The sequence below is a fragment of the Paracoccus fistulariae genome, assembly GCF_028553785.1.
In the GTDB taxonomy this organism is placed as follows: Bacteria; Pseudomonadota; Alphaproteobacteria; order Rhodobacterales; family Rhodobacteraceae; genus Paracoccus; species Paracoccus fistulariae.
The window spans coordinates 1,147,278-1,173,943 of sequence record NZ_CP067136.1 but is presented as its reverse complement, the minus strand read 5'-3'; the positions used below and the strand labels follow the sequence as shown (position 1 = coordinate 1,173,943).

The window sequence follows — 26,666 nt, the reverse complement described above, 5'->3', positions numbered from 1 at the left end:
CTGGCCCCAGCCTGCGTGAACCGCCAGACGCGCGGCTTGCTCTTGGCCTTGGCTCTCCGGCTGGTTATCACCGTGCCCTGATTTCCAGAAAGGACTCGCATGACCGTCGCAGCCCGTATCGCCCGCACCATCGCCACCGAGATCAATGCAACGCCCGCCCAGGTCGCGGCGGCGACGGAGTTGCTGGATGGTGGGGCGACCGTGCCCTTTGTCGCGCGCTACCGCAAAGAGGTCACGGGCGGGCTGGACGATACGCAGCTGCGCAACCTGTCCGAACGCCTGACCTATTTGCGCGAGATGGAGGCGCGGCGCGAGGCGATCATCGGTTCGATCCGCGATCAGGGCAAGCTGACCGACGATCTGGCCCGCGCGCTGGCCGCTGCAGAGACCAAGGCCGCGCTGGAAGATATCTATCTGCCCTTCAAGCCCAAGCGCCGCACCAAGGCGATGATCGCCCGCGAAAATGGGTTGGAGCCGTTACTGCGCGCCATTCAGGATGATCGTGCCGCCGATCCGCAGGCGCTGGCGGCGGGCTATGTGACCGAGGCGGTGAAGGATCCAAAAGCCGCACTGGACGGTGCGCGCGATATTCTGGTGGAAGAACTGTCGGAAAACGCCACCCTTCTGGGCGCGCTGCGGGATTTCATGCGCGATCAGGCATTCATCGCCGCCAAGGTCATCGCGGGCAAGGAAGAGGCTGGCGCGAAATTCAGCGACTACTTTGACCATCGCGAGAAATGGGCTGATATCCCTGCACATCGCGCGCTTGCGATCCTGCGCGCAGCCAAGGAAGAGGTGGTGACCATCGACATCTCTCCCGACCCCGATACAGGGGCCGCGCGGGCCGAGGGGATCGTGGCGCAGGCCATCGGGCCGCTGGGCGATCAGCCGGGCGATCAATGGCTGCGGCAGGTGGCGGGCTGGACATGGCGGGTGCGCCTGTCCAACACCATGTATATCGACCTGCTGACCGAATTGCGCAAACGCGCCCATGACGAGGCGATCCGCGTCTTTGGCCGCAACCTGAAAGACCTGCTGCTGGCCGCGCCGGCGGGGGCCAGGGCAACGCTGGGTCTGGATCCGGGCATTCGCACCGGGGTCAAGGTCGCGGTGATCGACGCCACCGGCAAGCTGGTGGACACGACCACCATCTATCCCTTTCAGCCAAAGAATGACCTGACCGGGTCCGAAGCCGCGCTGCGGGCGCTGATCGCGAAACATGGCGTGGAACTGATCGCCATCGGCAATGGCACCGCCAGCCGCGAGACAGAGCGTCTGGTGGCCGAGGTTCTGAAACGCCTGCCCAAGGGCGCCCCGCTGCCCACCAAGGTCGTGGTGTCCGAGGCCGGGGCCTCGGTCTATTCCGCCTCGGAACAGGCATCGCGGGAATTTCCCGATCTGGATGTGTCGCTGAGGGGCGCGGTCTCGATCGCGCGGCGGTTGCAGGATCCGCTGGCCGAACTGGTCAAGGTGCCGCCTGAAAGCATCGGCGTGGGGCAGTATCAGCATGACGTGGACCAGCGGCAACTGACCCGCGCGCTGGAGGCCGTGGTCGAGGATGCGGTGAATGCCGTGGGCGTCGATCTGAACACCGCCTCGGCCCCGCTGCTGGCCCATGTGGCCGGGCTTGGCCCGTCGCTGGCGCAGGCCATCGTCGCGCATCGCGATGCCTCGGGCGCGTTCCCCTCGCGTGCGGCGCTGAAGAAGGTCACGGGCCTTGGGCCGCGCGCCTTCGAGCAGGCGGCGGGGTTCCTGCGCATCCGCGACGGGGCAGAGCCGCTGGATGCCTCGGCTGTCCACCCCGAGGCTTACGGTGTCGCGCGCAAGATCGTGCAGGCCTGCGGTCGCGATATCCGTGCCATCATGGGTCAGCCCGCTGCGCTGAAACAGCTGCGGGCCGAGGATTTCGTGGATGCGCATTTCGGCCTGCCGACCGTGCGCGATATCCTGTCAGAGCTGGAAAAGCCCGGCCGCGATCCGCGCCCCGGCTTTGTCACCGCCAGCTTTGCCGAGGGGGTCGAGGATATCAAGGATCTGAAACCCGGCATGTCGCTGGAAGGCACGGTGACCAATGTCGCGGCCTTCGGCGCCTTTGTGGATATCGGCGTGCATCAGGACGGGCTGGTGCATATCAGCCAATTGGCGGATCGTTTCGTCAAGGATCCGAATGAGGTCGTCAAGGTCGGCGATGTGGTCAAGGTCCGCGTGACCGAGGTGGACGTCCCGCGCAAGCGTATCGGGCTGACCATGCGCAAGGATGGCGGCGGCGCGCAGGATCGCGCGGCGGACCGCCCGCGCGGGGGCAAGCCGCCGGTGAAGGCGGGTGGCAAGGCGGGTGGCAAGGGGGGCGCTGCGCCCAAACCCACGCGCGACGGCGGGCAAGGCGCCTTTGGCGCCGCGCTGGCCGAGGCGATGCGGCGCAAGTGATCGCGCCATAAACAAATGATGCCGCGCGGACCCGTGCGAATGCGGGCCGCGTTTCAGAACCGGGCGGGCCATGTGTCAGCCGATGGCCGAGCCGGAGTATCACCATGCGAATGAAAATCGACGTCGAGCTTGACTATACCCTGGCAGAGCCCGGCCCCGCGATCCTTGTCTTTGAGGCGGCGGGGGCGGAAGGGCAGAATCTGACCTCGACCACGGTTGATTTCGGCAATGTCGGCCATGTGGGCCGCGTCCCGGCCGAAGAGGGCATCGGCGAAAAGATCCTGATCCGTGCCGCCGACCGGATCACCTGCAGCTATTCATCCGACGTGACGATCACCCGCGCGCTGCCCGATTTCAGCGCGCTGAATGAGGTTCAGATCGACCAGATGCCCGGCGATGCGCTGCGCTATCTGTTGCCCTCGCGCTATTGTCAGGCGGAACGCTTTGTTCCCTTCGCCACGCAGCGTTTCGGCAATCTGCGGGGCGGGGCAAAGGTTATGGCGATCCGTGACTGGTGCGAGGACCGGCTGGATTATGTCGCAGGCACCAGCGATGCGCTGACCACGGCGGGTGACACCTTTCTGTCTCGTCAGGGCGTCTGCCGCGATTATGCGCATCTGATGATCGCGCTGTGCCGCGCCGCCCAGATCCCCGCTCGCATCGCCAGCGTCTTTGCGCCCAGCGTGGAGCCGCCCGATTTTCACGCCGTGGTCGAGGTGTTTCTGGATGGCGCCTGGCACCTGATCGACCCGACCGGCATGGCGCGGGCCGACAACATGGCCCTGATCGCGGTCGGGCGGGATGCGGTGGATATCGCCTTCATGACCACCAACAGCTTTGCCGAATTGCAGCGGCAGAGTGTCTCGGCCGTGGAATTGCCGGGGTGACGCGTTGACCTGCCGATGCGCCGCCGTCTTGACCTTGCGGCGCTGGCGGTCCTAACTCGCCCCCGAAATCACCAGGGGGCAACACGATGATCAGCTTTCACCGCCGGGCCGCAATGGTCCTGTCCGCCGCAGCCGCCATCACGGCCGCGATCCCGTTGACCGCAATGGCGCAGGCTATGGATTGGCCCAGCCAGCCGGTTCATACATTTGTCGGTTTCCCGGCAGGCTCCTCGCCCGATACGCTGGCGCGGCTGGTGACCGAGCCGCTGTCGCAGCGGCTGGGTCAGCCGGTGGTGGTGGAAAACAAGCCGGGCGCGGGTGGCGTCATCGGCGTTCAGCAGATGCTGGCGGGCACGGAAAACTATGCTTTCGGATCGACCATCAACGGGCCGCTGACGACCTCGCCGCGTCTGGTGAAGGATATCAGCTATGACGTCGCCGCCGATATCGCGCCGGTCGCGCTGCTGGCCACCTCGCCGCTGGTGCTGGCCGTGTCCGCGGATTTCGAGGCGCAGGATCTGGCGGGCTTCATCGCCGCCGCCAAGGCCGATCCGGGCGGGATTGCCTATGGGTCGGTCGGGCAGGGTTCCGGCGCGCATCTGACGGCAGAGCTGTTTTCGGACGCCGCCGATGTCGAGATGCTGCATATCCCCTTTGCCAGCTATGCCGCGGTGACGACCTCCATCATCGGAGGAGAGATCAATGCCGGTTTCATGGCGCCCTCGGCCGCGATGCCGCAGGTCGAGGCGGGGAAGATGAAGATCCTTGGCGTCACCTCGACCCAGCCTTTCGCGCAGGTGCCCGATGTGCCGGTCATGGCCGGAAATGCCGGGCTGCCCGAAGATTTCCGGGCCGAGCTGTGGAACGCCTTCATCGCTCCGGCAGGCACGGATCCGGCGGTGATCGAGCGGCTGAATGCCGAAATCAACCAGATTCTGGCGGAACCGGATGTGCAAGAGAAAATGCTGGCCATCGGCTGGAAAGCCGAAGGTGGCTCGCCCGCCGATCTGGAACAGCGCATCGCCGATGACACCCAGGTCTGGGGCGCGGTGATCGACCGGATCGAGGCCAGATAACACGGCGACCGGACGGGCATCATGCAGCGCGATTATCACGATCTGTGGGGCGGCGCCGTTCTGGCCGCAACCGGTGCGGCGGTGGCGCTGTACTGTCTGGGCAATTACGATTTCGGCAGCTTGCGCCAGATGGGGCCGGGCTTCTTTCCGGTCGTGCTGGGCGTCATCCTGACGCTGCTGGGCGTGCTGATCGCGCTGCCTGCCTGGTTCCGCGCGGGAAAGGCCGCGCCTTTTGCCGCGCTGGATGCGCTGGCGGTGCTGGCGGCGATTGCGGTCTTTGCCTTCGGTCTGGGCAGGCTTGGGCTGATCCTGTCGACCGCCGGGGCGACCCTGATCGCCAGCCTGGCCGCGCCGCGTCCGGGCTGGCTGTGGCGGGTGGTTCTGACCGTGGTTGTCACCGCGCTGACATGGCTGATCTTCAAGCAGGGGCTGCAGATGACCGTGCCCCTCTGGCCGGGGATCTGAGATGGCAGGCTGGGACGGGCTGATCAGCGGCTTTGCCGTCGCGCTGGATCCTTCGGTGCTGATCTATTGCGTGCTGGGCGTCGTGCTGGGCACGGTGATCGGCGTGCTGCCGGGGATCGGGGCGATGGCCGCGATCTCGCTTCTGTTGCCGATCACCTTCTATATCAGCCCCGAGGCCGCGCTGGTGATGCTGGGCGGGGTCTATTACGGGGCGCAATATGGGGGGGCGGTGGCCTCGATCCTGCTGCGCCTTCCCGGCACGCCGCAATCGGCGGTGACGACGCTGGACGGCTATCCCATGGCCCAGCAGGGGCGCGCTGGCGTGGCGCTGTTTGCGTCCATGGTGGCCTCTTTTGCCGGATCGCTGATCGGGATTGTCGCGCTGGTCTGGCTGTCCGGGTGGCTGGCCGGCGCGGCTACGAAATTCGGCGCGGCGGATTATGCGGCGATGATGGTGCTGGGGCTGGTCGCGGCCTCTACCATCGGGTCCAAACGTCCGGCCAAGGCCTTTGCGATGGTGATTCTGGGCCTGATCCTGGGCTGCGTCGGCACGGATGTGAACAGCGGTGTGGCGCGGCTGACCTTTGGCCGGGCCGAGCTGTTCGACGGCATCAACCTGGTTGCGCTGGCCATGGGGCTGTTCGGCGTGGCCGAGGTGATCGGCAATATCCGCACGGCCGAGCGCAATGGCGTTCCCGAGCGGGTGCGCCTGCGCCAGTTGATCCCGACCCGGCAGGATCTGCGCCGGATGCGCCTGCCGGTGCTGCGCGGCGGTGCGCTTGGCTGCTTTTTCGGGGCGCTGCCGGGGACCGGCTCGACAATCTCGTCCTTCCTGTCCTACGCGGCAGAGCGTCGCGTGGCCCGCGATCCGTCGCGCTTCGGGCAGGGCGCGATCGAAGGCGTCGCCGGGCCAGAGGCCGCCAATAACGCCGCCGCCATCACCGCCTTCGTGCCCACGCTGACGCTGGGCATTCCGGGCGACCCGATCATGGCGCTGATGCTGGGGGCGCTGGTCATCCACGGCATCCAGCCCGGCCCGATGATGCTGGAGGCGCATCCCGGCATGTTCTGGGGGCTGGTGGTCAGCTTCGGTATCGGCAATCTGCTGCTGCTGATCCTGAACCTGCCGCTGATCGGGATCTGGGTCAGCCTGCTGCGCATCCCCTTTCGCTGGCTTTATCCGGCGATCATCGTCTTTGTCTGTCTGGGCGTCTATTCCGTGCGCGGATCGACCTTCGATATCGCCGCCGTGGCGGTGATCGGGGCGGCGGGCTATCTGCTGGCGCTGGCGCGGTTCAATCCGGCGCTGCTGTTGCTGGGCTTTGTCCTTGGGCCGCTGATCGAGACGAACCTGCGCCGCGCCATGCTGATCTCTCGCGGGGATCCGATGGTGTTTCTGGAACGCCCGATCTCGGCCGTGTTCGTGGTGGCGACGGTTCTGCTGATCCTGACCTCTCTGCTGGGCGTCTGGCGCCGCGCTAGGTCAGCAGCACCAGCGGCAGAAGCGTCAGACCGCACAGGATGACCGCGCGACGATACAGCGCCAGCGCGCGGTCGATATCGGCGGCGGTCGGATCGGGCGCGCCTGCATTCAGCCAGGGTTCATCCGCGATCCGCGTGCCATAGACGCGCGGCCCCGACAGGCGGATATCCAGCGCGCCCGCCATCGAGGCTTCGGGCCAGCCGGCATTGGGCGAGCGGTGCGCGCGCGCGTCCCGCCGCGCGGTTCGCCATGCCTTGGCCCGGTTCGCACCTGCCGCCAGCGCAAACAGGATCGCCGTCAGCCGGGCCGGGATCCAGTTCGCGGCATCATCCAGCCGCGCGGCGAATTTTCCGAATTGCTCATAGCGGTCATTGCGATGCCCGATCATCGAATCCAGCGTATTGATCGCCTTATAGGCGGCGATCCCGGGCAGCCCGGCCAGCGCCGCCCAGAACAGCGGCGCAATCACCCCGTCCGAGGCGTTTTCGGCCAGGCTTTCGATGCTGGCACGGGCAAGCGCGGGCGTATCGGCCTGTGACACATCGCGCCCGACGATCATCGCCGTGGCCTTGCGGGCGGCGGGCAGATCGCCCGCCCTCAGCGGCACGGCGACCGCGCGCAGGTGATCGTGAAGCGAGCGTCCCGCGACCAGCGGCCAGGCCAGCACCCCCGCGATCCACAGGCCAAGAAGCGATTGCAGCGCCGCCCCGATCCCCGCCGCAAGGGCGATGGCGCAAAGGCTGGCCGCCGCGCCTTTGGCAAAGCGATGCCGCCCCCGGTTCCAGCGCGCCTCCAGCGCCGAGATCACCCGGCCCAGCCAGGTGACCGGATGGCCGATGCGTCGATACAGCGCATCGGGCCAACCCAAAAGCGCATCCAGGATCAGCGCGACAAGGGCGACGATGGGGGTCATGTGGCGGTAATGTTCACGGCCTCGACCGACCAATCTTCATGGCATTGCAGGATGGTCAGGGATAATGGCGCCACCGCAAAGGACAGGGCCGCATCGCCCACCACCCGCGACAGGGCAGCGCGCACCGTGCCTGCATGGGCGATGATCAGCGTATCCTGCGACAGCGCCTGAAGCGCGGGTAGGACCCGTGCGGCCATGTCGCGAAAGCTCTCTCCGCGATCGGGGCGATGGCGGGCCAGATCGGACAGGGGCAGGCGGCCAAGATCCGGCAGATCGGCGAAGGGCAGGCCCTCCCACGCGCCGTAATCCTGTTCCCACAGCCGCTCATCCAGCGCATCGGGCGACAGGCCAAGGCCCTGCGCCGTCATCACGCAGCGCCGCGCCGGGCTGCTGATGATCCGCGCGACGGTGCCGATCCGCCCGCGCATCCGGTCCAGTGCCGCCCGGTCGCTGAGATCTGCGGCGACGTCCCGGCGTCCGGCCAGCCGCCCATCGGTCAGCGGCGTGGCATGGCGCAACAGCAAAAGACGGGGCATCGCGACTTCCTTCGATCAGCGCCCGGATCGGCGCGGGCGCAGAATGTCCTGTCGCTTCGGCAAGGGCAAGCGGCGGGTGGTTGACCAAATCGAACTTCGCGCGCAGGCTTTGCTTGACGCAAATGGCCGGTTTGGCGTAAAAGGCTATTAAATGAACAAGCGTTCAATAAATCTGGAGGAGGGTGCTCATGTTCACGCAGGGTATGGAGTTCGATCTGGGCGAAGACGTCAACGCTCTGCGCGATATGGTGCATCGCTGGGCGCAGGACCGCGTCAAGCCGATCGCGGCAGAGGTCGATCAAAGCAATGAATTCCCCAATGATCTGTGGCCCGAGATGGGCGAGCTTGGCCTGCTGGGCATCACTGTCCCCGAGGAATATGGCGGCTCGGGCATGGGCTATCTGGCCCATGTCATCGCGACCGAGGAACTGGCCCGCGCCAGCGCCAGCGTCAGCCTGTCCTATGGCGCGCATTCGAATCTCTGCGTCAATCAGATCAAGCTGAACGGCAGCGATGCGCAGAAGGAAAAATACCTGCCGGGCCTGTGCAGCGGTCAGGCCGTCGGCGCGCTGGCCATGTCCGAGGAAGGGGCGGGCAGCGATGTCGTCAGCATGAAGCTGCGGGCGGAAAAGAAGAATGACCGCTATGTGCTGAACGGCAACAAATACTGGATCACCAATGCGCCCGACGCACAGACTCTGGTGGTCTATGCCAAGACCGACCCCGAGGCGGGCAGCAAGGGCATCACCGCCTTTATCGTCGAACGTGGCATGGACGGTTTTTCGACCTCGCCCCATTTCGACAAGCTGGGGATGCGCGGCTCGAACACGGGCGAGTTGATCTTCGAGAATTGCGAGATTCCGTTCGAGAATGTTCTGGGAGAGGAAGGCCGCGGCGTGCGCGTGCTGATGTCGGGGCTGGATTACGAACGCCTTGTCCTGTCGGGCATCGGCACCGGCATCATGGCCGCCTGTCTGGATGAGGTCATGCCCTATGTGACCGAACGCAAGCAGTTCGGCCAGCCCATCGGATCCTTCCAACTGATGCAGGGCAAGATCGCCGATATGTATGTCGCGCTGAACACCGCCCGCGCCTATGTCTATGAGGTCGCCAAGGCCTGCGACGCGGGCAAGGTCACGCGGCAGGATGCGGCCGGCGCGGTGCTTTACGCCAGCGAACAGGCCATGGTGCAGGCGCATCAGGCGGTGCAGGCGCTTGGTGGGGCGGGCTTCCTGAATGACAGCGTGGTCAGCCGTCTGTTCCGCGATGCCAAGCTGATGGAGATCGGCGCCGGCACCAGCGAGATCCGCCGCATGCTGATTGGCCGCGAATTGATGGCCAAGGTCTGAGCACGGTGACAGCATGACCGATACGCTGACAGCCCTGTTCATCAATACCTCGCTGCAAAAGCGCAGCGATGACAGTCATACGCAGGTCCTGCTGACGGCTGCGGGTGATCTGATGGCGGGGCAGGGCGTGGCGGTGGAGCATCTGCACCTTCTGGACCATCAGGTGCCCCCCGGCATCTATCCCGACATGCGCGAACATGGCTGGGATCGGGACGACTGGCCGGACCTGCTGTGGCCCAAGTTGCGCGAGGCCGATATTCTGGTGATCGGAACGCCCCTGTGGCTGGGCGAGGAAAGCAGCGTCTGCCGAATCCTGATCGAACGGCTTTATGCCATGTCCGGGATGCTGAACGACAAGGGCCAGTCGATCTATTACGGCAAGGTCGGCGGCTGCGTGATCACCGGCAATGAAGACGGCATCAAGCATACCGCAATGACGCTGAGTTTCGCGCTGAACCATCTGGGCTATACCATCCCGCCACAGGCCGATTGCGGCTGGATTGGCGAGGCCGGGCCGGGGCCGAGTTTTGGCGATCCTCTGCCGCAGGGCGGGCGGGTCGGCTTTGACAATGATTTCACCCGCCGCAACACGACGATCATGTGCTGGAACCTGATGCATCTGGCCCGGATGCTGAAGCCGGGTATTCCCGCGCAGGGCAATGACCGCACCGCCTTCAAATCGGGCGAGCGGTTCGGCTTCCGCCTTCCGGGGGACGACACATGATCCGCGCCGCCTGCCTGATGATCATCTTCGCCGCCGCCCCTGCCTTTGCGCAGGACGGCGCTATGGTTGCCGATACAGAGGTCACGGACATCTGTCTGGAGAATGCCGGTCTGCGCCAGGATCAGGGCGACGATCCGCAATGGCAAAGCTGCGTCGGGCTGGCCTCGGATGCCTGCATGGATCTGCCGGGGGGCTATACGACGGTCGGCATGTCCGAATGCGTCAACAGCGAATACCAGTTCTGGGATCGCAGGCTGAACCAGACCTATCAGTCCGTCCTGTCGGATGCCGAAAAGATGGATCAGGAGATGGCCGACCTTGGCTCGGCGGCGGAAAAGCAGGTGCCCTATCTGCGCGAGATGCAGCGAAACTGGATCGCCTATCGCGACGCTGCCTGCCAGTTCGAACGCAGCCGCTGGGGCGGCGGCACGGGGGGCGGCCCGGCCTCGGCCAATTGCATGCTGCGCCTGACGGCCGATCAGGTCTTCTGGCTGCAGCAATATACGCGGAACGATCAGGGGGGCTGATGGCGATGGCGGCCAGCATATCCCCTTGTTCCAACCTGATGCCGGTCGCGGGCGCGACCCGCGTCCTGAACATTGACCATGCGGGAAGACCCAGATGAAGCTGAAATCGCAGGCCCTGACCAATTCCGATGCGTTCCGCAGCAACCGAGAGGCGCATCTGGCCCTGCTGGCCACCGCGCGCGACGCGGCCGAGGCCGCCGTTGCGGGTGGCGGTCCCAGGGCGATGGATCGTCACGTCAGTCGCGGCAAGATGCCCCCGAGAGAGCGCGTCGCCAACCTGCTGGATCCTGGCTCTGCCTTTCTGGAAATCGGCGCGACGGCGGCCCATGGCATGTATGACGGCGCAGCGCCCGGCGCGGGCGTCATCGCGGGGATCGGCCGCGTGCATGGGCAGGATGTCATGGTCGTCGCCAATGATGCGACGGTCAAGGGCGGCACCTATTACCCGATGACGGTGAAAAAGCACCTTCGCGCGCAAGAGATCGCGGAAGAGTGCCATCTGCCCTGCATCTATCTGGTCGATAGCGGCGGTGCCAACCTGCCCAATCAGGACGAGGTCTTTCCCGACCGCGATCATTTCGGGCGGATCTTCTATAATCAGGCGCGCATGTCCTCGAAAGGGATCGCCCAGATTGCTGTGGTGATGGGGTCCTGCACGGCGGGTGGGGCCTATGTCCCCGCCATGTCCGATGTGACGATCATCGTCCGCGATCAGGGCACGATCTTTCTGGCGGGTCCGCCGCTGGTCAAGGCCGCGACAGGAGAGGTCGTCACCGCCGAGGATCTGGGCGGCGGCGATGTCCACACGCGGCTGTCGGGCGTGGCCGATTATCTGGCCGAGGATGACGCCCACGCATTGGCGCTGGCACGGCAATCGGTCGCCAACCTGAACCGAAGCCTGCCGGGCACGGTGGAATGGCAAACGCCCGAGGCCCCGCTTTACGATCCCGACGAGATTCTGGGCGTCGTCCCCGCAGATCTGCGCACCCCCTATGATATCCGCGAGATCATTGCCCGCGTGGTCGATGGCAGCCGCTTCGACGAATTCAAGGCGCGCTTCGGCGAAACGCTGGTCACAGGATTCGCCCATATCGAGGGCTGCCCGGTTGGCATCGTCGCCAATAACGGCGTGATCTTCTCGGAAGCCGCGCAGAAGGGCGCGCATTTCATCGAACTGTGTTCCATGCGGAACATCCCGCTGATTTTCCTGCAGAATGTCACGGGATTCATGGTCGGGCGCAAATATGAGAATGAGGGCATCGCCCGTCACGGCGCCAAGATGGTGACGGCAGTGGCGACGACCAATGTGCCCAAGATCACCATGCTGGTCGGCGGATCCTTCGGTGCGGGCAATTACGGCATGTCGGGCCGGGCCTACAGCCCGCGCTTTCTGTGGACGTGGCCCAACAGCCGGATCTCGGTCATGGGCGGAGAGCAGGCCGCGGGCGTGTTGGCCACGGTCCGCCGGGACGGGATCGAGCGATCGGGCGGCAGTTGGTCGGCCGAGGAAGAGGCCGAGTTCAAGCGCCCCACCATCGAGATGTTCGAGCGCCAGTCGCATCCGCTTTATGCGTCGGCGCGGCTTTGGGACGATGGCATCATCGACCCGCGCAAGACCCGCGAGATTCTGTCGCTGTCACTGCGCGCGTCGTTGAACGCGCCCATCCAGCCGACGCGCTTCGGCATCTTCCGGATGTGAGGGTGGATATGGCGGGTGCCTCCGGCGGGGATATTTCGGCAAAGAAGAAAGGGCCGGTTCGCTTCACCTTCGGTGACAGCCGCGCGCTGTGTGACCGGATTCTTGCGCTGGTGCGCGACGGGCGCAAGACGGCAAGCTGCGGCGCATTGCGTGAGTATGAAGCAGAGGATGATCCGCTGCCAGAAGTGGGGCGCCGGGACATCGCTCTGGATTGGGATGGCAAACCTGCGCTGATGATCGAGACGACAGAGGTCACGGTCTGCCGTTTCGACGACGTGTCGACCGAATTTGCCGAAGCCGAAGGCCAGGGGGATTACCGTGCCTGGCGCGACGCCCATATCGCTTTCTTCACCCGCAACGGCGGCTACAGCCCCGATATGATGCTGGTATGCGAGCGGTTTCGTATGGTGGAGGACTATCGGTGATCCGTGTCTGGCAGGGTGATATCACGACGCTGAATGTCGATGCGATTGTCAACGCCGCGAACAGATCTCTGCTTGGTGGCGGCGGCGTGGACGGCGCGATTCATCGTGCCGCGGGTCCGGATCTGCTGGAAGAATGCCGTGCCCTCGGCGGCTGTCAGACCGGCAAGGCAAAGATCACCGGCGGCCACCGACTTGCCGCGCGCCATGTCATCCATGCGGTTGGGCCGGTGTGGAAAGGCGGCGATCACAGCGAAGAAGACCTGCTGGCATCTGCCTACCGAAACAGCCTGTCACTCGCCCGCGAATACGGCCTATACACCATCGCCTTTCCTGCCATTTCAACCGGCGTCTACGGGTTTCCACCTGACCGCGCGGCAAGAATCGCCGTCGACACCATTCGCGAGCATCAGGGACCGCTGCACGTCACCCTCGTCGCGTTTGACCCGGAAACGGCAGGATGTCTGACAGAGGCGCTCGGATGATCCTCTCTTTTGTGCATAAATATCCTGCGGGGGTCCGGGGGCGCAAAGCCCCCGGCGCCTGCCTCAAAGCCAAGGACTTGCCATGTTCTCCAAGATCCTGATCGCCAACCGGGGCGAGATCGCCTGCCGTGTCATTGACAGCTGCCGCCGCATGGGGGTGGCGACGGTTGCCGTCTACTCAGATGCCGATCGCGGCGCGCGACATGTGGCCATGGCCGATCAGGCCGTGCATCTGGGCGGGCCTGCCCCGGCTGACAGCTATCTGCGCGGCGATGCGATTATACAGGCGGCCTTGGACACGGGTGCTCAGGCGATCCATCCCGGCTATGGCTTCCTTTCGGAAAATCCCGATTTCGTCGATGCGGTCGAGGCGGCCGGGTTAACCTTTATCGGCCCCTCGGCCAGTGCGATCCGCGCCATGGGGCTGAAAGATGCGGCCAAGGCGCTGATGGAAGAGGCGGGCGTCCCCGTGGTACCCGGCTATCATGGCGAGGATCAGGATCCCGATCATCTTTCCCGTCAGGCTGACAGCATCGGCTATCCGGTTCTGATCAAGGCTGTTGCGGGGGGCGGCGGCAAGGGGATGCGGCGGGTCGACGATCCAAAGGATTTCGCCGATGCGCTGGCCTCGGCGCAATCCGAGGCGCGGAACGCATTCGGCAATCCTGCCGTGCTGATCGAGAAATATATCCTGCAGCCGCGTCATATCGAAGTTCAGGTCTTTGGCGATGGCAGCCGCGCCGTCTATCTGTTCGAACGCGACTGTTCGCTGCAGCGCCGCCATCAGAAGGTGATCGAGGAAGCCCCGGCCCCCGGCATGACCGAAGAGATGCGCAAGATCATGGGCGCCGCCGCCGTGCGCGCAGCCGAGGCGATCGGCTACAAGGGCGCGGGCACCATCGAATTCATCGTCGATGGATCTGACGGACTGCGTCCCGACGGCTTCTGGTTCATGGAGATGAACACCCGGTTGCAGGTCGAACATCCGGTGACCGAGGCCATTACCGGTGTCGATCTGGTCGAATGGCAGCTTCGTGTCGCCAGCGGAGAGCCACTGCCCGCGCGCCAGGAAGACCTTCAGATCAACGGCCACTCCTTTGAGGCCCGGCTTTATGCCGAGGATGTGCCCGCAGGGTTTTTGCCCGCCACCGGAACGCTGGCGCACCTGCATTTCCCAGAGGGCGCGCGGATCGAAACCGGTGTCCGGCAGGGCGACGTGATCAGCCCCTGGTATGACCCGATGATCGCCAAGGTTGTGACCCACGGCCCGACCCGTGCCATCGCCCTGCGCGCGCTGGAAACCGCGCTGGTCGATACCGAGGTCGCCGGATCCGTGACCAATCTGGACTTCCTGATCGCGCTGACCCGGCATGAGGGCTTTCGCAAAGGCGAGGTCGATACCGGCCTGATCGAACGCGATCTGGACGATCTCATCGCCTCATCCGAAGCCGAAGGCGCCGCGCGCGCGCTGGCCGTGATCGGGTTGGCCGGATTGGCGGATCCCGATGTGAAGGGCGGGGCGACGCTGTGGCAGCCGCTTCGCCGCACCATCGCCTGGGACGGCGGCGAGGCGGTGCTGGAAGTGCTGGGACCGGGCGCGGCGCGGGTCACCATGGAGGATGAAAGCCATGAGGTGCGCTGGCAGGGCGATCGCTGGTGGGTCGATGGCGCGCTGCGCCGCAACCGCATCGTCAGCCATGACGCGGGTGTCAGCGTCTTTGGCGGTCGCACCGTGCATCTGGTGCCGCGCGATCCGCTGGATCGGGATGCCTCGGCCGCGGGGGGCGATGCGCTGACGCTGTCGCCCATGCCCGGCCTGGTCAAGGCGGTTCACGTGAAGGCCGGTCAGGAGGTCAAGGCGGGCGACAGGCTGGCCGTGCTTGAGGCGATGAAAATGGAACATAGCCTGACCGCCGCCCGCGACGGTGTCGTCGCCGAAATTCTGGCCGGTCCCGGAGATCAGGTCGAGGCTGGCGCCCCGCTGATCCGGCTTGAGGAGGTCGAGGAATGATCCGTCTGCATCACGTTCCCGGCTCGCGTTCCGTGCGAGTCCTGTGGCTGCTGGAGGAGCTGGGTCTGGAATATGACATCCGGGAATGGTCACTGACCGATGGTTCGCTGCGCAGCGCCGATTTCATCGCGATGTCGCCAGCGGGTCGGATTCCCGCCCTGGAAATCGACGGCCGGGCGATTTTCGAATCCGCGGCCATCGTGCAATATCTGACCGAACGCGAAGGCCGTCTGGCGCCGCCCTTGGGCAATGGCGAACGCGCGGATTTTCTGGAATGGATCAGCTTTGCCGAAACTCAGGGCAATATCCTGCAGGCGCTGAATATTCAGCATATCTTTCTGCGTCCCGAAAGCGCCCGCTCGGTGCCGCTGATGAAGCTGGACACCAAGCGGCTTGGGGTGACGGCCCGCGCACTGGACCGGCATCTGGTCTCCTCTGACACGCTGCTGTCGGAATTTTCCGCTGCCGATTGCATGCTGGGCTTCAATATCGACGCCGTGTTCCGCTTTCTGTCGGCTGCGGATTATCCCGCCTTTGCCGCCTATCGCGACCGGATGACGGCCCGACCGGCCTATCAACGCGCGATGGAGCGGGGCGGGGCCAGCATGTATGCCCGCGATTTCTACGAGCTTCCCGATGGCTGAGACGGTTGAAATCTTCGAGATGGGACCGCGCGACGGTCTGCAGAATGAAAAGCGGCTGATCCCGGCCGGGGAAAAGATCGCTCTGGTCGATCTGCTGTCCACGGCGGGGTTCCGGCGGATCGAGGTGACCAGCTTTGTCAGCCCGAAATGGGTGCCGCAGATGGCGGATGCGGCGCAGGTCATGGCCGGGATCCGGCGGGTGCCGGGCATCAGCTATGCCGTGCTGACGCCGAATATGAAGGGCTATGACGGCGCGAAACAGGCCGCTGCGGATGAGGTGGCGATCTTCGCCAGCGCCTCGGAAGGGTTCAGCAAGGCCAATCTGAACGCCACCATCGCCGAAAGCCTGCAGCGTCTGGCCCCTGTGGCCGAGGCCGCGCGGGCCGATGGCATCCCGGTGCGCGGCTATGTCAGCGTGGTGACGGATTGCCCCTTCGACGGCCCGACGCCGCCCGAAAATGTCGCCCGCGTCGCGGCGGCGCTGCGCGATATGGGGTGCTATGAAATCAGTCTGGGCGATACGATCGGGCAGGGCCGCCCGGACACCATCGATGCGATGCTGTCGGCGGTGTTGCAGGAACTGCCCGCCGGACAACTGGCCGGCCACTACCACGACACCAGCGGCCGCGCGTTGCAGAATATCGAGGCCAGTCTGGCGCGCGGTCTGCGTGTCTTCGATGCGGCGGTCGGGGGTCTGGGGGGCTGTCCCTATGCGCCGGGCGCCAAGGGGAATGTCGCCACCGAGGCTGTCGCCGCCTATCTGGCCTCGCAGGGGTATCAGACCGGGCTGGACATGGCGGTGATCGACAAGGCCGCCGATATGGCCCGCGCGATGCGGGTGGGCGCATGAGCCTGCGCCGCGCGGCCCTGCTGACGCTGATGCTGCTGGCCGGTTGCGCGGCAGAGATGCCGCAGCAGCCCTTGCCGGGCAGCGGCACCGTGATAAGCACCGGCGCCGCGGCGGCGGGGCTGGCGGCGGAACGGCGCAGCCTGACCCATATTGGTCTGCGCGATTGCAATGGCTACCGGCTGGATGTCTATGCGCCCGCGCGGCTGACCGCCGCATCGCAGTCGCAGGGGAAGATCTATCTGCGGGCATCGGCCTATCGCGCGGGCGGTGGCATCCGTGTCGCGCTGCCCGCTGGCGCGGCGCGATTGCAGCGCCGGACCGGTGCGGGCTGGCAGGATCTGCCGCTGCAGGCGGCAGGCGGCGCGGCCTCGGCATCGCTGTCGGCCTCGGGCGGGGTGGCGGCGACGGACATTGCGCAGCAATTGGGCCAATCCTCGCCGCTGCCCGCCGGACAGTATCGCCTGTGGTCGGGCCGGTTTTCGGGTCAGCGCGCGGGCGCGGCCTCTTGCAGCCTTTCGCCCTTGTGGCAATTCACCGTTGAGTAGGACATGCGATGTTTGAGACGATCCGGATCGAGACAGATGACCGTGGCGTCGCCACCCTGTGGCTGGCCAGAGCGGAGAAGCATAATGCCCTGTCCCAGCAGATGATGGAGGAGCTGACCGCTGCCGCCGCGCAGTTGGGTCAGGATCCCGATATCCGCGTCGTGGTTCTGGCAGCCGAAGGCGGCAGCTTCTGTGCAGGCGGCGATCTGGGCTGGATGAAGTCGCAGATCGACGCGGATGCACAGACACGGCGAGCGGGGGCACGGGTGCTGGCGCAGATGCTGTTTGCACTGAACACGCTGCCCAAGCCGTTGATCGCGCGCGTGCATGGCAACGCTTTTGGCGGCGGCATCGGGATGATGTCGGTCTGCGACATCGCCATCGCGGCCGAGGGCGCGAAATTCGGCCTGACCGAGGTCAAGCTGGGCCTGATCCCGGCCACGATTGGTCCCTATGTGCTGGCCCGAATGGGCGAGGATAAGGCGCGGCGGGTGTTTTTCTCGGCACGGCTCTTTGGCGCGGCCGAGGCGGTGGCACTGAACCTTGCCGCCCGCGTGGTTCCCGCCGATGACCTGGATGCCGCCATTGAGGCCGAGGTCGCGCCCTTCCTGAACGGCGCCCCGCGCGCGATTGCGGCGGCCAAGGCGCAATGCCGCTTTCTGGGACCGCAGATCGATCAGTCGGTGATCGAGGACAGCATCGACCGGCTGGTCGCCGTCTGGGAGGATCCCGAGGCGACCGAAGGCATCCGCGCCTTCTTTGAAAAGCGCAAGCCTGACTGGCAGACATGATCCAGCCGCGCCACGACCAAAGAACGAAAAAAGGCCCGTCGCGATGACGGGCCTTTTTCTGTCACAGTCAGCCGGTCTTACAGATCGGGATAGAGCGGGAAGCGGGCGCAAAGCTGCGACACCTCGGCCTTGACCTTCTCTTCGACCTCGGCATTGCCCTCTTCGCCACTCTTGGCCAGCCCGTCGACGACTTCGACGATCCAGCGGGCGATCTGACGGAATTCCTCTTCCTTGAAGCCGCGCGTCGTGCCGGCCGGGGCGCCCAGGCGGATGCCCGAGGTGACGAAGGGCTTTTCCGGATCGAAGGGCACGCCGTTCTTGTTGCAGGTGATATGGGCGCGGCCAAGCGCAGCCTCGGTCGCCTTGCCGGTCACGCCCTTGGGACGCAGATCGGCCAGGCACAGGTGGTTGTCGGTGCCGCCCGAGACGATGTCGATGCCACCCTTCATCAGCTCATCCGCCATGGCGCGGGCATTGGCGACGACCTGAGCGGCATAATCCTTGAAGGACGGATCCAGCGCCTCTTTGAAGGCGACGGCCTTGGCGGCGATGACATGCATCAGCGGACCGCCCTGCAGGCCGGGGAACACGGCGCTGTTGATCTTTTTCGCGATCTCGGCGTTGTTCGTCAGAACCAGACCGCCGCGCGGGCCGCGCAGTGATTTATGGGTGGTCGTGGTGACGACATCGGCATGGGGCAGGGGCGAGGGATGCTGCCCCCCGGCCACCAGACCGGCAATATGGGCCATGTCCACCATCAGATAGGCGCCGACCTCATCCGCGATCTTGCGGAATTCGGCCCAGTCCCAGACACGGCTATAGGCGGTGCCGCCGGCCACGATCAGCTTCGGCTTATGCTCCAGCGCCTTGGCGCGGATGTCTTCCATGTCCAGCAACTGGTCCTGCTGGCGCACGCCATAGCTGACGACATTGAACCACTTGCCCGACATGTTGACCGGAGAGCCATGGGTCAGGTGACCGCCCGAATTCAGATCAAGACCCATGAAGGTGTCGCCCGGCTTCAGCAGCGCCAGAAAGACGGCCTGGTTCATCTGGCTGCCCGAATTCGGCTGCACATTGGCGAATTCGCAGCCGAACAGTTCCTTGGCGCGATCGATCGCCAGGTTTTCCACCACATCCACGTACTGGCAGCCGCCGTAATAGCGCTTGCCCGGATACCCCTCGGCATATTTGTTCGTCAGGACCGAGCCCTGCGCATCCAGAATGGCCTTGGAGACGATGTTCTCGGATGCGATCAGTTCGATCTCGTCGCGCTGGCGGCCAAGCTCTTGCGTGATGGCGCGGGCAATCTCGGGGTCACGGCTGTCAATATCTTCGGTGAAAAAGCCGGTAGTGGTGGAAGAGGTCATCGGTCTCGCGTCCTTTCGTCAGGCCAAGGGGCGGTTTCGTTGCGTTCTCTTAACCCAATGGCGGAAACGCGGAAAGTGTCAAAAGCGACGGCGAAGGCGTTGCGCGCGACGGGACTTGCCTTCACGCGGTTCGCAGCCGATGCTGCCCCGGTCAGAACGGACCGGTTTGGTAATGAGCACACGGATTCACTTCACCGCAAGTCAGGCGGATCATGCCCAGCAGGCGCTGTCGGATATGGTGAAAAGATATGGCCATGTCCCCCTGCCCGAGGCGCAGGCGGTGGTGGCGCTTGGCGGCGACGGTTTCATGCTGCAGACCCTGCATGCGATGCAGGGGCAGGGGCGCGATCTGCCGGTCTATGGCATGAATCGCGGCACGGTCGGCTTTCTGATGAATGCCTATGCCGAAGACGGGCTGCACGACCGTCTGGCCATGGCCGAGGAAACCGTGATCAACCCGCTGCAGATGCGGGCGACGCGGGCCGATGGCACGGTGCAGGGGGCGCTGGCCATCAATGAAGTCAGTCTGCTGCGCGAAGGTCCGCAGGCGGCCAAGTTGCGCATCCATGTCGATGGCAAGATGCGGATGGAGGAACTGGTCTGCGACGGCGTGCTGGTGTCCACGCCCGCAGGATCGACGGCCTATAACTATTCCGCGCATGGGCCGATCTTGCCGATCCGCTCTGAAGTGCTGGCCCTGACCGCGATTGCCCCCTTTCGGCCACGCCGGTGGCGGGGGGCGCTTTTGCCCAAATCCGCCAATGTCGTGATCGAGGTGCTGAACCCACAAAGGCGGCCGGTCATGGCCGACGCGGATTCGCGGTCGGTCAGGCATGTCACCAAGGTCGAGATCAGCAGCGCACAAGAGATCCGCCACCGCCTGCTGTTCGATAGCGGGCATGGTCTGGAAGAAAGGCTTCTGCGCGAGCAGTTCGTGTGATCAGCGAAGTGCGGCCATCGCCAATGGACTGGCCGAGCTTCGTGTGAAATCAGAAGTTCAAATCAATTTGCGTAAACTGCGGCTGCCTTTCGTTGTGCCGACGAATAGAGCGCCGGGCTGTGACGGCTTTCAGGTGCCAGAACGGCGCAGGAAAATGCCAGGAAGCGACCGTCATCGTTTTTCACGATCTCGCCCATCGGCTCGGGTTGCCAGCCCAGCTTGGTCGCCATCCGCAGGAAGGCGGGCGGGCCAAGGAACAGGCATTGGCAGGCGCCAAGCGTGAACAGATAGGCGTTCGCGGATTCCAGGATACGCTCTGCCAGACCGGTGATCGGTTGCGCGGCAAAACGCGTCAGTTCCCAGCTTCTGGCATCGACCGGCGGTGCGGCCGTGCACAGATTATGCGGCATGCCCGGCAAAAGCCCCAGATAGGCATCGCGGATCATGTAGGAATAGACGATCGAGCCGTTGCCATATTCCTTGTCGGTCCGCTTCAGCCGCGCCCCTCCGACGATTTCACCGTCACGATGGGCGATGACATAGGCGGTATCGAATGTGTCATATTGTTCGAATTCGATCCCTTCGGCATGGTGCAAGGGCCATGCCATGCGGTCGACGAAGATCTGCTTTCTGAAGCGGAGGAAAGAGGTGATCAGGTCAAAGCGGTGCATATCCCGCGGCAAGACCACAACCTCGACCGTAACGTCGTCAATCTGTACTGAATTCATCTTTTGAGTATCCTACTGTTTAATATATTCTGGCAGCCGGGCCAGCCCCAGAAATTGTCGTCCTGCAGTCTCTGGGTTGGGTAGCCAGAGGCCCCATTGCGTGACTTCGATCGTCAAGACGCCATCCTCGGCATATTGATCGAAGTAGGTCAGCATTGTTTCGACCATGTCGCGGCTGAACTCGGCCGTTGCCAAGCGCGGTTCCCGTATTCCACTTACCATTGAGATGCTCCCTTTCTCGGATAACCCCCAATAAATGGACGAATGGGGTGCTTGTCTTGCAAAAAATCGATAAACTGCCTTTCTGGCATGTCCGAAAAGACATAAGTTGACGGTTAAGTGAAGGATGCCAAGGGCGGTGATGTGGTGAAGGACCTGATTCCAAATTTCGACGATGAGATAGCCGAGCTGCATAAACTGGCGCCATCGGGCTGGATTATGGGCTTTAATCTGACCTATCGTGGGCCGGAACATTTGTTCAATGCCTATCCCGATGCCTGGCGCGCGGTTTATGAAGAGCGGAATTATTTCTTCGGCGACCCGATTGCGGTCTGGACGATCACCAATGACGGCGCGATCCGCTGGTCCGAGGTGCGCATCCCCGATCTGCGCGGGGTTATGGAACATGCCCGTCGCTATAAGTTGAACTACGGCGTTGCCTTTTCACGAAAAGTCGTCGGGAAACGCTCTTTTCTGACTTTGTCGCATCCGGATCGCGAATTCACCGATCAGGAGATCGCGACGGTCCAGACAAAGTTCAATCTGTGGACGGATCTGGTGCTGAACCGGGCCTCTCTGACATTGGCAGAGCTGGATGTGCTGCGCTGTTTCCGCGACGGCATGGGGCAGGCGGAAACCGCCGATGCATTGCAGGTTTCGGAATCCACCGTGAAGCAGCGCGCGATCAAGGCCTGCAGCAAGCTGGGCGCGAAAACCCGGACTCAGGCCGTGGCGCTTGCGGTGGCGCGCAATTACCTGTGAGGGCGGATCGTTAAAATTGTGTGGCCAAATATCCGAAAAGGTACATGCTCTACCCATTGGCTGCCGGACGCGGGCTGCGTGGACTTTGGTCTTCACTCTGACTACATAGCGGGCATCGCTATGGAGTGCCGGGCATGAAGATTGCAGTTGTTGGTTTGGGTTATGTTGGTCTGTCAAACGCCGTTCTGCTGGCGCAGCACTGGCCCGTGGTCGCGCTGGATATAGACCAGTCGCGCAGCGATGCGGTGAATGCGCGCCGCAGTCCGATCGAGGATGAGGATATTTCTCGTTTCTTTGCCGAGCGTGAACTGAACCTGACCGCCACCACCGATCCGCAAGAGGCGCTGTCGGGCGCCGATTATGTCATCGTGGCCACGCCGACGAATTATGACCCGAAGACCAATGGCTTTGACACGACCTCGGTCGAGGCGGTGATCGAAAGCGCCCGCATGTATGCGCCCGAGGCCATGATCATCGTCAAATCGACGGTGCCGGTCGGGTTTACCGCCCGGATGCGCGACCGGTTCGGCTATGAGGGCATTGTCTTTTCCCCCGAATTCCTGCGCGAGGGGAAGGCGCTTTACGACAACCTGCATCCCAGCCGGATCATCGTCGGGGATACCGGCGAAAAGGCCCACCGCTTTGCCCAGATGCTGCAGCAGGGGGCCGAGGACAAGGATGTGCCGGTCCTCTTTACCCGCCCGACCGAGGCCGAGGCGATCAAGCTGTTCGCCAATACCTTTCTGGCCATGCGCGTCGCCTATTTCAACGAGTTGGACAGTTATGCGCTGACCAACGATCTTGATCCGCGCGCGATCATCGAAGGCGTCAGCCACGATCCGCGTATCGGCGATTTCTATAACAACCCTTCCTTCGGATATGGCGGCTATTGCCTGCCCAAGGATACCAAGCAATTGCTGGCGAATTACTCCTCGGTGCCGCAGAACCTGATCGCGGCAATCGTGGAATCGAACCGCACGCGCAAGGATTTCATTTCGGAGCAGATCATCGCGCGGCGGCCCAAGACGGTGGGCGTCTATCGTCTGGTGATGAAGGAAGGCTCGGATAATTTCCGCGACAGCGCCATTCAGGGCATCATGAAGCGGATCAAGGCCAAGGGCATCGAATGCGTGGTCTATGAACCGGCGCTTGAGGCCGAAGATTTCTTCCGCTCTCCGGTCATTCGCGATCTGGACCAGTTCAAGGCGCAATCGGATGTCATCATCGCCAATCGCCTGAATGCGGATATCGAAGATGTGGCCGACCGGGTGTTTACCCGCGATCTGCTGCAGCGCGATACCTGATCCATGACGCCCTCTGCCCGGATCGCCGCCGCTATCGAGGTTCTGGACCGGATATTGGACGGACAGCCGGCAGAGCAGAGCTTGCTGCGCTGGTCCCGTGCCAGCCGCTTTGCCGGATCCGGCGACCGGGCCGCGGTGCGCGATCTGGTCTTTGACGCGCTGCGTCGGCGCAACAGTCTGGCGGCGCAGGGCGGTGCGCTGACCGGGCGGGGGCTGATGATCGGCGCCCTGCGCGCCGAGGGCCGCGATCCGGCAGCGATCTTTACCGGGCAGGGCTACGCGCCTGCGCCTCTTCTGGACAGCGAGATGGTGTCGGAAGGCGGCGATGCCGTGGATCTGCCCGATTGGGTACTGCCTTACTGGCAGCGCGCTTTGGATGAACGGGCAGAGGCCGTTGCGGAGGCCATGCGCCAGCGCGCGCCGGTCTGGCTGCGGGTCAATCCGCTGCGCGCCAGTCCCGCCGATGCCATCGCCGCCCTGGCCCGGGATGGTATCGAGGTGCGCACCGACACGCGCCTGCCCACCGCGCTGATGGTACTTGGCAACGAACGCAAGCTGGCGCAATCGCGCGCCTATCGCGAAGGTCTGGTCGAGCTTCAGGACCTGTCGCCTCAGCTTGCCTGTGCCGCGCTGCCGGTCACGCCCGGCCTGCGCGTGCTGGATTACTGCGCGGGCGGTGGCGGCAAGGCGCTGGCCGTGGCGGGGATGGCCGACGGGGCGGAGGTCACCGCCCATGACGCCGATCCGGCCCGGATGGCAGATCTGCCCGCGCGTGCCGGTCGGGCCGGGGCGCGGATCACCATATGCGACACCCCTGCCGGGACATTTGATCTGGTCATCACGGATGTGCCATGCTCTGGTTCCGGCACCTGGCGCAGGACGCCGGATGCAAAATGGCGATCGACACGAGAGATGCTGGAAACGGTCCTGAAAGCGCAAAAGAGCATTCTTGAAAACGCCTCGGATCTTGTCGCGTCCGGCGGCTCTCTGGCCTATATGACCTGCTCATTGCTGGAGGAAGAGAACGCCGATCAGGTCGACGCCTTTCTTGCCGATGCGCCCTTCACCGAACTGGCCCGCCACCGGTGGAGCCCGCTTGACGCCAGCGACGGTTTTTTCCTGTCGCTGATGCAGCGTGACGCCTGATGGTGCGTCAATTGCGGCGCATTAATACAATCTTAAATGATCGCTCGCTATTCAGGTCTTCGGATATCCGCAGAAAGGCGGGGCGAATGGCTCATTTGGATGATCGAATTGGAATTCCTCATTCGGCGCTGACGGCGGTGCCGCTGCTGTTGCTACCCATGGTGATCGGGGCGGCGGGGCTGCTGATCTGGCCGCATATGGCGACGGGCACGGCGGCGATCGTGCTGTCTTCGGTTGCGGTGGGCTGGTATCTTCTGGGCGGTGCGATCTCGGTCGCGCATGCGCGGCGACGTGTGGCCAGCAGGCGTGCGCTGGCCATGGTCCGGGCCGAAGCGACCGCCGCGCCCGAACCGATCTGGATCTGCGATGGCGAAGGTCAGGTGATCTTCCAGAATCAGGCCGCGCGGGATGAATTCGGCGATATCACCGGACGTGGCATCCTGTCTCTGCTGATCCGCCTGCGCGCCGATGCCGAATCAGAGCTGACGCAGCTGACGCGCCGCGCGCTCTATTCCAAATATGTCGAGATGCCGCTGGCCTCGGGCGATGTTCTGGCGCTCAGTTCCTCGCCCGATGGGTTGCTGCAGATCTGGTCCTATCACGATAACGGACACGGGCTGCGGGCGCTTTATCTGGACGATGGCGACGATGTGGACGATTTCGAAGCCATGCCCGTCGCGCTGCTGAAAATCGCCCCTGACGGCACGATCCGGCGCGCCAATGCCGCCGCCCGGCGGTTGCTGGATGGCGCTATTCCCGGGGATGACGATCGGACGGTTCATATCGGCGCTTTGCTGGAAGGGCCGGGCCGTCCGGTCGGGCAATGGATCGCGGATGTCCTGGCCAATGAGATGGACATGCGATCCGAAATCCTGCGCCTTCGGATGGGTGAGGGCCGCGACAGTGTCGAACGGTATTTTCAGGTCTCGCTGGCGCCGGACCCGACCGACCGGCCGGGCGTCATTGCCGTTCTCAGCGATGCCAGCGCGTTGAAAACGCTCGAGGCGCAATTCGTGCAAAGCCAGAAGATGCAGGCCATTGGTCAGCTGGCCGGCGGTGTGGCGCATGATTTCAACAATCTGCTGACCGCAATCCGCGGCCATTGCGACCTGCTGATGCTGCGCCATGACAAGCGCGACCCCGATTACGCCGATCTGGACCAGATCAGCCAGAATACCAATCGCGCGGCGGCACTGGTGGGGCAGTTGCTGGCCTTTTCGCGCAAGCAGAACCTGAAGCTGGAATTGCTGGACCCGCGCGACACGCTGGCCGATCTGACGCATCTCCTCAACCGGCTGGTGGGTGAGCGGATCACGCTGGATATCAGCCATGATCGCAAGTTGCGGCCCATCCGGGCGGATAAGAGGCAGCTGGAACAGGTGATCATGAACCTGGTCGTCAATGCCCGCGACGCGATGCCCGATGGCGGCGAAATCACCGTCCGCTCGGATAATATCCACCTGGAAGAGCCGTTGCTGCGGGACCGCGTCTCCTTGCCTCAGGGCGATTATGTCCGCATCGAGGTACGCGATCAGGGCGGCGGGATCGCGCCGGATATGCTGGACAAGATCTTCGAACCCTTCTTCACGACGAAACGCACGGGCGAAGGGACGGGTCTGGGCCTGTCGACGGCCTATGGCATCGTCAAGCAGACCGGCGGTTACATCTTTTGCGACAGTGAACCGGGCAAGGGCAGCAATTTTTCGCTGTATTTCCCCGCCCATGCCTATGCCGATCTGGCGCCGCAACCGGTCAGCGCGCCAGAGGTTGCAAGCGACATGCGCAACGAACAGCGCGCCACCGTCCTGCTGGTCGAGGATGAGGCCCCGGTCCGCGCCTTTGCCAGCCGCGCGCTGCAGTTGAAGGGCTATGAGGTGCACGAGGCCGACAGCGCCGAAACCGCGCTGGAATTGCTGGCGGATAACCGGCTGCATGTCGATGTCTTCGTGACCGATGTGGTGATGCCCGGTATGGACGGGCCGACCTGGGTCCGCAGCGCGCTGAAGGATCGTCCCGACACGCGCGTGGTCTTTATGTCCGGCTATACCGATGACATCTTTGGCGAGGGACATTCGCCCGTGCCGAATTCCGCCTTCCTGGCCAAGCCCTTCACGCTGGCAGAGCTGACTCAGATCGTGTCGCAGCAGCTGGAAGCGCCGGAAAAGCCGCCCTTGCATTAGATCGTCGGACCCCGGACGGGCGGCCGAAACGCGGTTCTTAAATCTCTATTAAGGAAGATTGCCGCAGAATTGGCGGAGGAATCGCGACAATCTTGCAGTTCTTCCTTGAAATCCGCTGCGGAATCGCGCATCTGAGTACGAGAACAAGATGTGAACATCTCGTCGGCCCTGGCAGATTGCCCC

The 26,666-nt window shown here is 64.1% G+C and carries 26 protein-coding genes; 21 read left to right on the top strand and 5 right to left on the bottom strand.

Annotation, left to right across the window (positions count from 1 at the left end; translation table 11 throughout):
- Window positions 1-99: 99 nt before the first annotated feature.
- From JHX87_RS05815 to JHX87_RS05795, 5 genes are all read left to right on the top strand, one after another.
- Window positions 100-2,427 (top strand): Tex family protein, encoded by a 2,328-nt coding sequence (locus tag JHX87_RS05815; protein WP_271883128.1) that lies wholly within the window; start codon window positions 100-102, stop codon window positions 2,425-2,427.
- A gap of 104 nt (window positions 2,428-2,531) precedes the next feature.
- On the top strand, window positions 2,532-3,314 hold the full coding sequence (locus tag JHX87_RS05810) for a transglutaminase-like domain-containing protein (RefSeq protein WP_271883126.1): 783 nt from the start codon (window positions 2,532-2,534) through the stop codon (window positions 3,312-3,314).
- Window positions 3,315-3,400: 86 nt separating this feature from the next.
- Window positions 3,401-4,390, top strand: coding sequence for a Bug family tripartite tricarboxylate transporter substrate binding protein (locus tag JHX87_RS05805; RefSeq protein ID WP_271883124.1), 990 nt, complete (start codon window positions 3,401-3,403; stop codon window positions 4,388-4,390).
- Window positions 4,391-4,411: 21 nt separating this feature from the next.
- Entirely contained in the window at window positions 4,412-4,855 is a 444-nt protein-coding gene (locus tag JHX87_RS05800; RefSeq protein WP_271883122.1) for a tripartite tricarboxylate transporter TctB family protein, read from the top strand.
- Window position 4,856: 1 nt separating this feature from the next.
- On the top strand, window positions 4,857-6,380 hold the full coding sequence (locus JHX87_RS05795) for a tripartite tricarboxylate transporter permease (RefSeq protein ID WP_271883121.1): 1,524 nt from the start codon (window positions 4,857-4,859) through the stop codon (window positions 6,378-6,380).
- Here the strand turns inward: JHX87_RS05795 and cbiB are convergent.
- Both cbiB and JHX87_RS05785 read right to left on the bottom strand, forming a co-directional pair.
- Window positions 6,334-7,251, bottom strand: coding sequence for an adenosylcobinamide-phosphate synthase CbiB (gene cbiB / locus JHX87_RS05790; RefSeq protein ID WP_271883119.1), 918 nt, complete (start codon window positions 7,249-7,251; stop codon window positions 6,334-6,336). The two genes, JHX87_RS05795 and cbiB, sit on opposite strands and share 47 nt — an antisense overlap.
- Window positions 7,248-7,787 carry a histidine phosphatase family protein gene (locus JHX87_RS05785; RefSeq protein WP_271883118.1) on the bottom strand — a complete coding sequence of 180 codons (540 nt, stop codon included), beginning with the start codon at window positions 7,785-7,787 and terminating at the stop codon, window positions 7,248-7,250. Before JHX87_RS05785 ends, cbiB begins: the two co-directional genes overlap by 4 nt.
- 188 nt (window positions 7,788-7,975) lie before the next feature.
- On the opposite strand from JHX87_RS05785, the gene JHX87_RS05780 reads away from it, so the two are divergent.
- The 11 genes from JHX87_RS05780 (at window position 7,976) to JHX87_RS05730 (ending at window position 17,834) form a co-directional block, all read left to right on the top strand.
- Window positions 7,976-9,136 (top strand): isovaleryl-CoA dehydrogenase, encoded by a 1,161-nt coding sequence (locus JHX87_RS05780; RefSeq protein WP_271883116.1) that lies wholly within the window; start codon window positions 7,976-7,978, stop codon window positions 9,134-9,136.
- Window positions 9,137-9,149: 13 nt separating this feature from the next.
- Window positions 9,150-9,860 (top strand): flavodoxin family protein, encoded by a 711-nt coding sequence (locus JHX87_RS05775; protein WP_271883114.1) that lies wholly within the window; start codon window positions 9,150-9,152, stop codon window positions 9,858-9,860.
- Window positions 9,857-10,387 (top strand): lysozyme inhibitor LprI family protein, encoded by a 531-nt coding sequence (locus JHX87_RS05770; RefSeq protein ID WP_271883112.1) that lies wholly within the window; start codon window positions 9,857-9,859, stop codon window positions 10,385-10,387. Before JHX87_RS05775 ends, JHX87_RS05770 begins: the two co-directional genes overlap by 4 nt.
- Before the next feature lie 94 nt (window positions 10,388-10,481).
- The gene (locus JHX87_RS05765) at window positions 10,482-12,086 is read left to right on the top strand and encodes a carboxyl transferase domain-containing protein (protein ID WP_271883110.1); all 1,605 of its coding nucleotides are present in this window, start codon (window positions 10,482-10,484) and stop codon (window positions 12,084-12,086) included.
- Between the two features lie 8 nt (window positions 12,087-12,094).
- Window positions 12,095-12,511: an ASCH domain-containing protein gene (locus tag JHX87_RS05760; RefSeq protein ID WP_271883470.1), complete on the top strand. Its 417-nt coding sequence runs from the start codon at window positions 12,095-12,097 to the stop codon at window positions 12,509-12,511.
- On the top strand, window positions 12,508-12,993 hold the full coding sequence (locus JHX87_RS05755) for an O-acetyl-ADP-ribose deacetylase (RefSeq protein WP_334220871.1): 486 nt from the start codon (window positions 12,508-12,510) through the stop codon (window positions 12,991-12,993). Before JHX87_RS05760 ends, JHX87_RS05755 begins: the two co-directional genes overlap by 4 nt.
- A gap of 82 nt (window positions 12,994-13,075) precedes the next feature.
- Window positions 13,076-15,004, top strand: coding sequence for an acetyl-CoA carboxylase biotin carboxylase subunit (locus JHX87_RS05750; protein ID WP_271883106.1), 1,929 nt, complete (start codon window positions 13,076-13,078; stop codon window positions 15,002-15,004).
- Window positions 15,001-15,648, top strand: a complete 648-nt coding sequence (locus JHX87_RS05745) for a glutathione S-transferase family protein (protein ID WP_271883104.1) — start codon at window positions 15,001-15,003, stop codon at window positions 15,646-15,648. Before JHX87_RS05750 ends, JHX87_RS05745 begins: the two co-directional genes overlap by 4 nt.
- Window positions 15,641-16,498, top strand: coding sequence for a hydroxymethylglutaryl-CoA lyase (locus JHX87_RS05740; protein WP_271883102.1), 858 nt, complete (start codon window positions 15,641-15,643; stop codon window positions 16,496-16,498). Before JHX87_RS05745 ends, JHX87_RS05740 begins: the two co-directional genes overlap by 8 nt.
- Window positions 16,495-17,043 (top strand): hypothetical protein, encoded by a 549-nt coding sequence (locus tag JHX87_RS05735; RefSeq protein WP_271883100.1) that lies wholly within the window; start codon window positions 16,495-16,497, stop codon window positions 17,041-17,043. The genes JHX87_RS05740 and JHX87_RS05735 overlap by 4 nt, the downstream gene beginning before the upstream one ends.
- Before the next feature lie 8 nt (window positions 17,044-17,051).
- Complete coding sequence (locus tag JHX87_RS05730; protein WP_271883098.1) at window positions 17,052-17,834, top strand: crotonase/enoyl-CoA hydratase family protein; 783 nt, start codon at window positions 17,052-17,054, stop codon at window positions 17,832-17,834.
- A gap of 77 nt (window positions 17,835-17,911) precedes the next feature.
- On the opposite strand, the gene glyA is transcribed toward JHX87_RS05730, so the two are convergent.
- Window positions 17,912-19,204 (bottom strand): serine hydroxymethyltransferase, encoded by a 1,293-nt coding sequence (gene glyA, locus JHX87_RS05725; protein ID WP_271883096.1) that lies wholly within the window; start codon window positions 19,202-19,204, stop codon window positions 17,912-17,914.
- 172 nt (window positions 19,205-19,376) lie between these two features.
- On the opposite strand from glyA, the gene JHX87_RS05720 reads away from it, so the two are divergent.
- Complete coding sequence (locus tag JHX87_RS05720) at window positions 19,377-20,144, top strand: NAD kinase (protein ID WP_271883094.1); 768 nt, start codon at window positions 19,377-19,379, stop codon at window positions 20,142-20,144.
- Between the two features lie 62 nt (window positions 20,145-20,206).
- Here the strand turns inward: JHX87_RS05720 and JHX87_RS05715 are convergent, their stop codons facing one another.
- Window positions 20,207-20,872 (bottom strand): acyl-homoserine-lactone synthase, encoded by a 666-nt coding sequence (locus JHX87_RS05715; protein ID WP_271883092.1) that lies wholly within the window; start codon window positions 20,870-20,872, stop codon window positions 20,207-20,209.
- A gap of 12 nt (window positions 20,873-20,884) precedes the next feature.
- Complete coding sequence (locus JHX87_RS05710; RefSeq protein WP_271883090.1) at window positions 20,885-21,286, bottom strand: hypothetical protein; 402 nt, start codon at window positions 21,284-21,286, stop codon at window positions 20,885-20,887.
- Between the two features lie 24 nt (window positions 21,287-21,310).
- On the opposite strand from JHX87_RS05710, the gene JHX87_RS05705 reads away from it, so the two are divergent.
- The 4 genes from JHX87_RS05705 (at window position 21,311) to JHX87_RS05690 (ending at window position 26,483) form a co-directional block, all read left to right on the top strand.
- The gene (locus JHX87_RS05705; RefSeq protein WP_271883088.1) at window positions 21,311-21,853 is read left to right on the top strand and encodes a helix-turn-helix transcriptional regulator; all 543 of its coding nucleotides are present in this window, start codon (window positions 21,311-21,313) and stop codon (window positions 21,851-21,853) included.
- 134 nt (window positions 21,854-21,987) lie between these two features.
- Entirely contained in the window at window positions 21,988-23,157 is a 1,170-nt protein-coding gene (locus JHX87_RS05700; RefSeq protein ID WP_271883086.1) for a nucleotide sugar dehydrogenase, read from the top strand.
- A 3-nt stretch (window positions 23,158-23,160) separates the two neighbouring features.
- Entirely contained in the window at window positions 23,161-24,303 is a 1,143-nt protein-coding gene (locus JHX87_RS05695) for an RsmB/NOP family class I SAM-dependent RNA methyltransferase (protein WP_271883084.1), read from the top strand.
- 86 nt (window positions 24,304-24,389) lie between these two features.
- On the top strand, window positions 24,390-26,483 hold the full coding sequence (locus tag JHX87_RS05690; protein ID WP_271883082.1) for a hybrid sensor histidine kinase/response regulator: 2,094 nt from the start codon (window positions 24,390-24,392) through the stop codon (window positions 26,481-26,483).
- Window positions 26,484-26,666 lie beyond the last annotated feature (183 nt).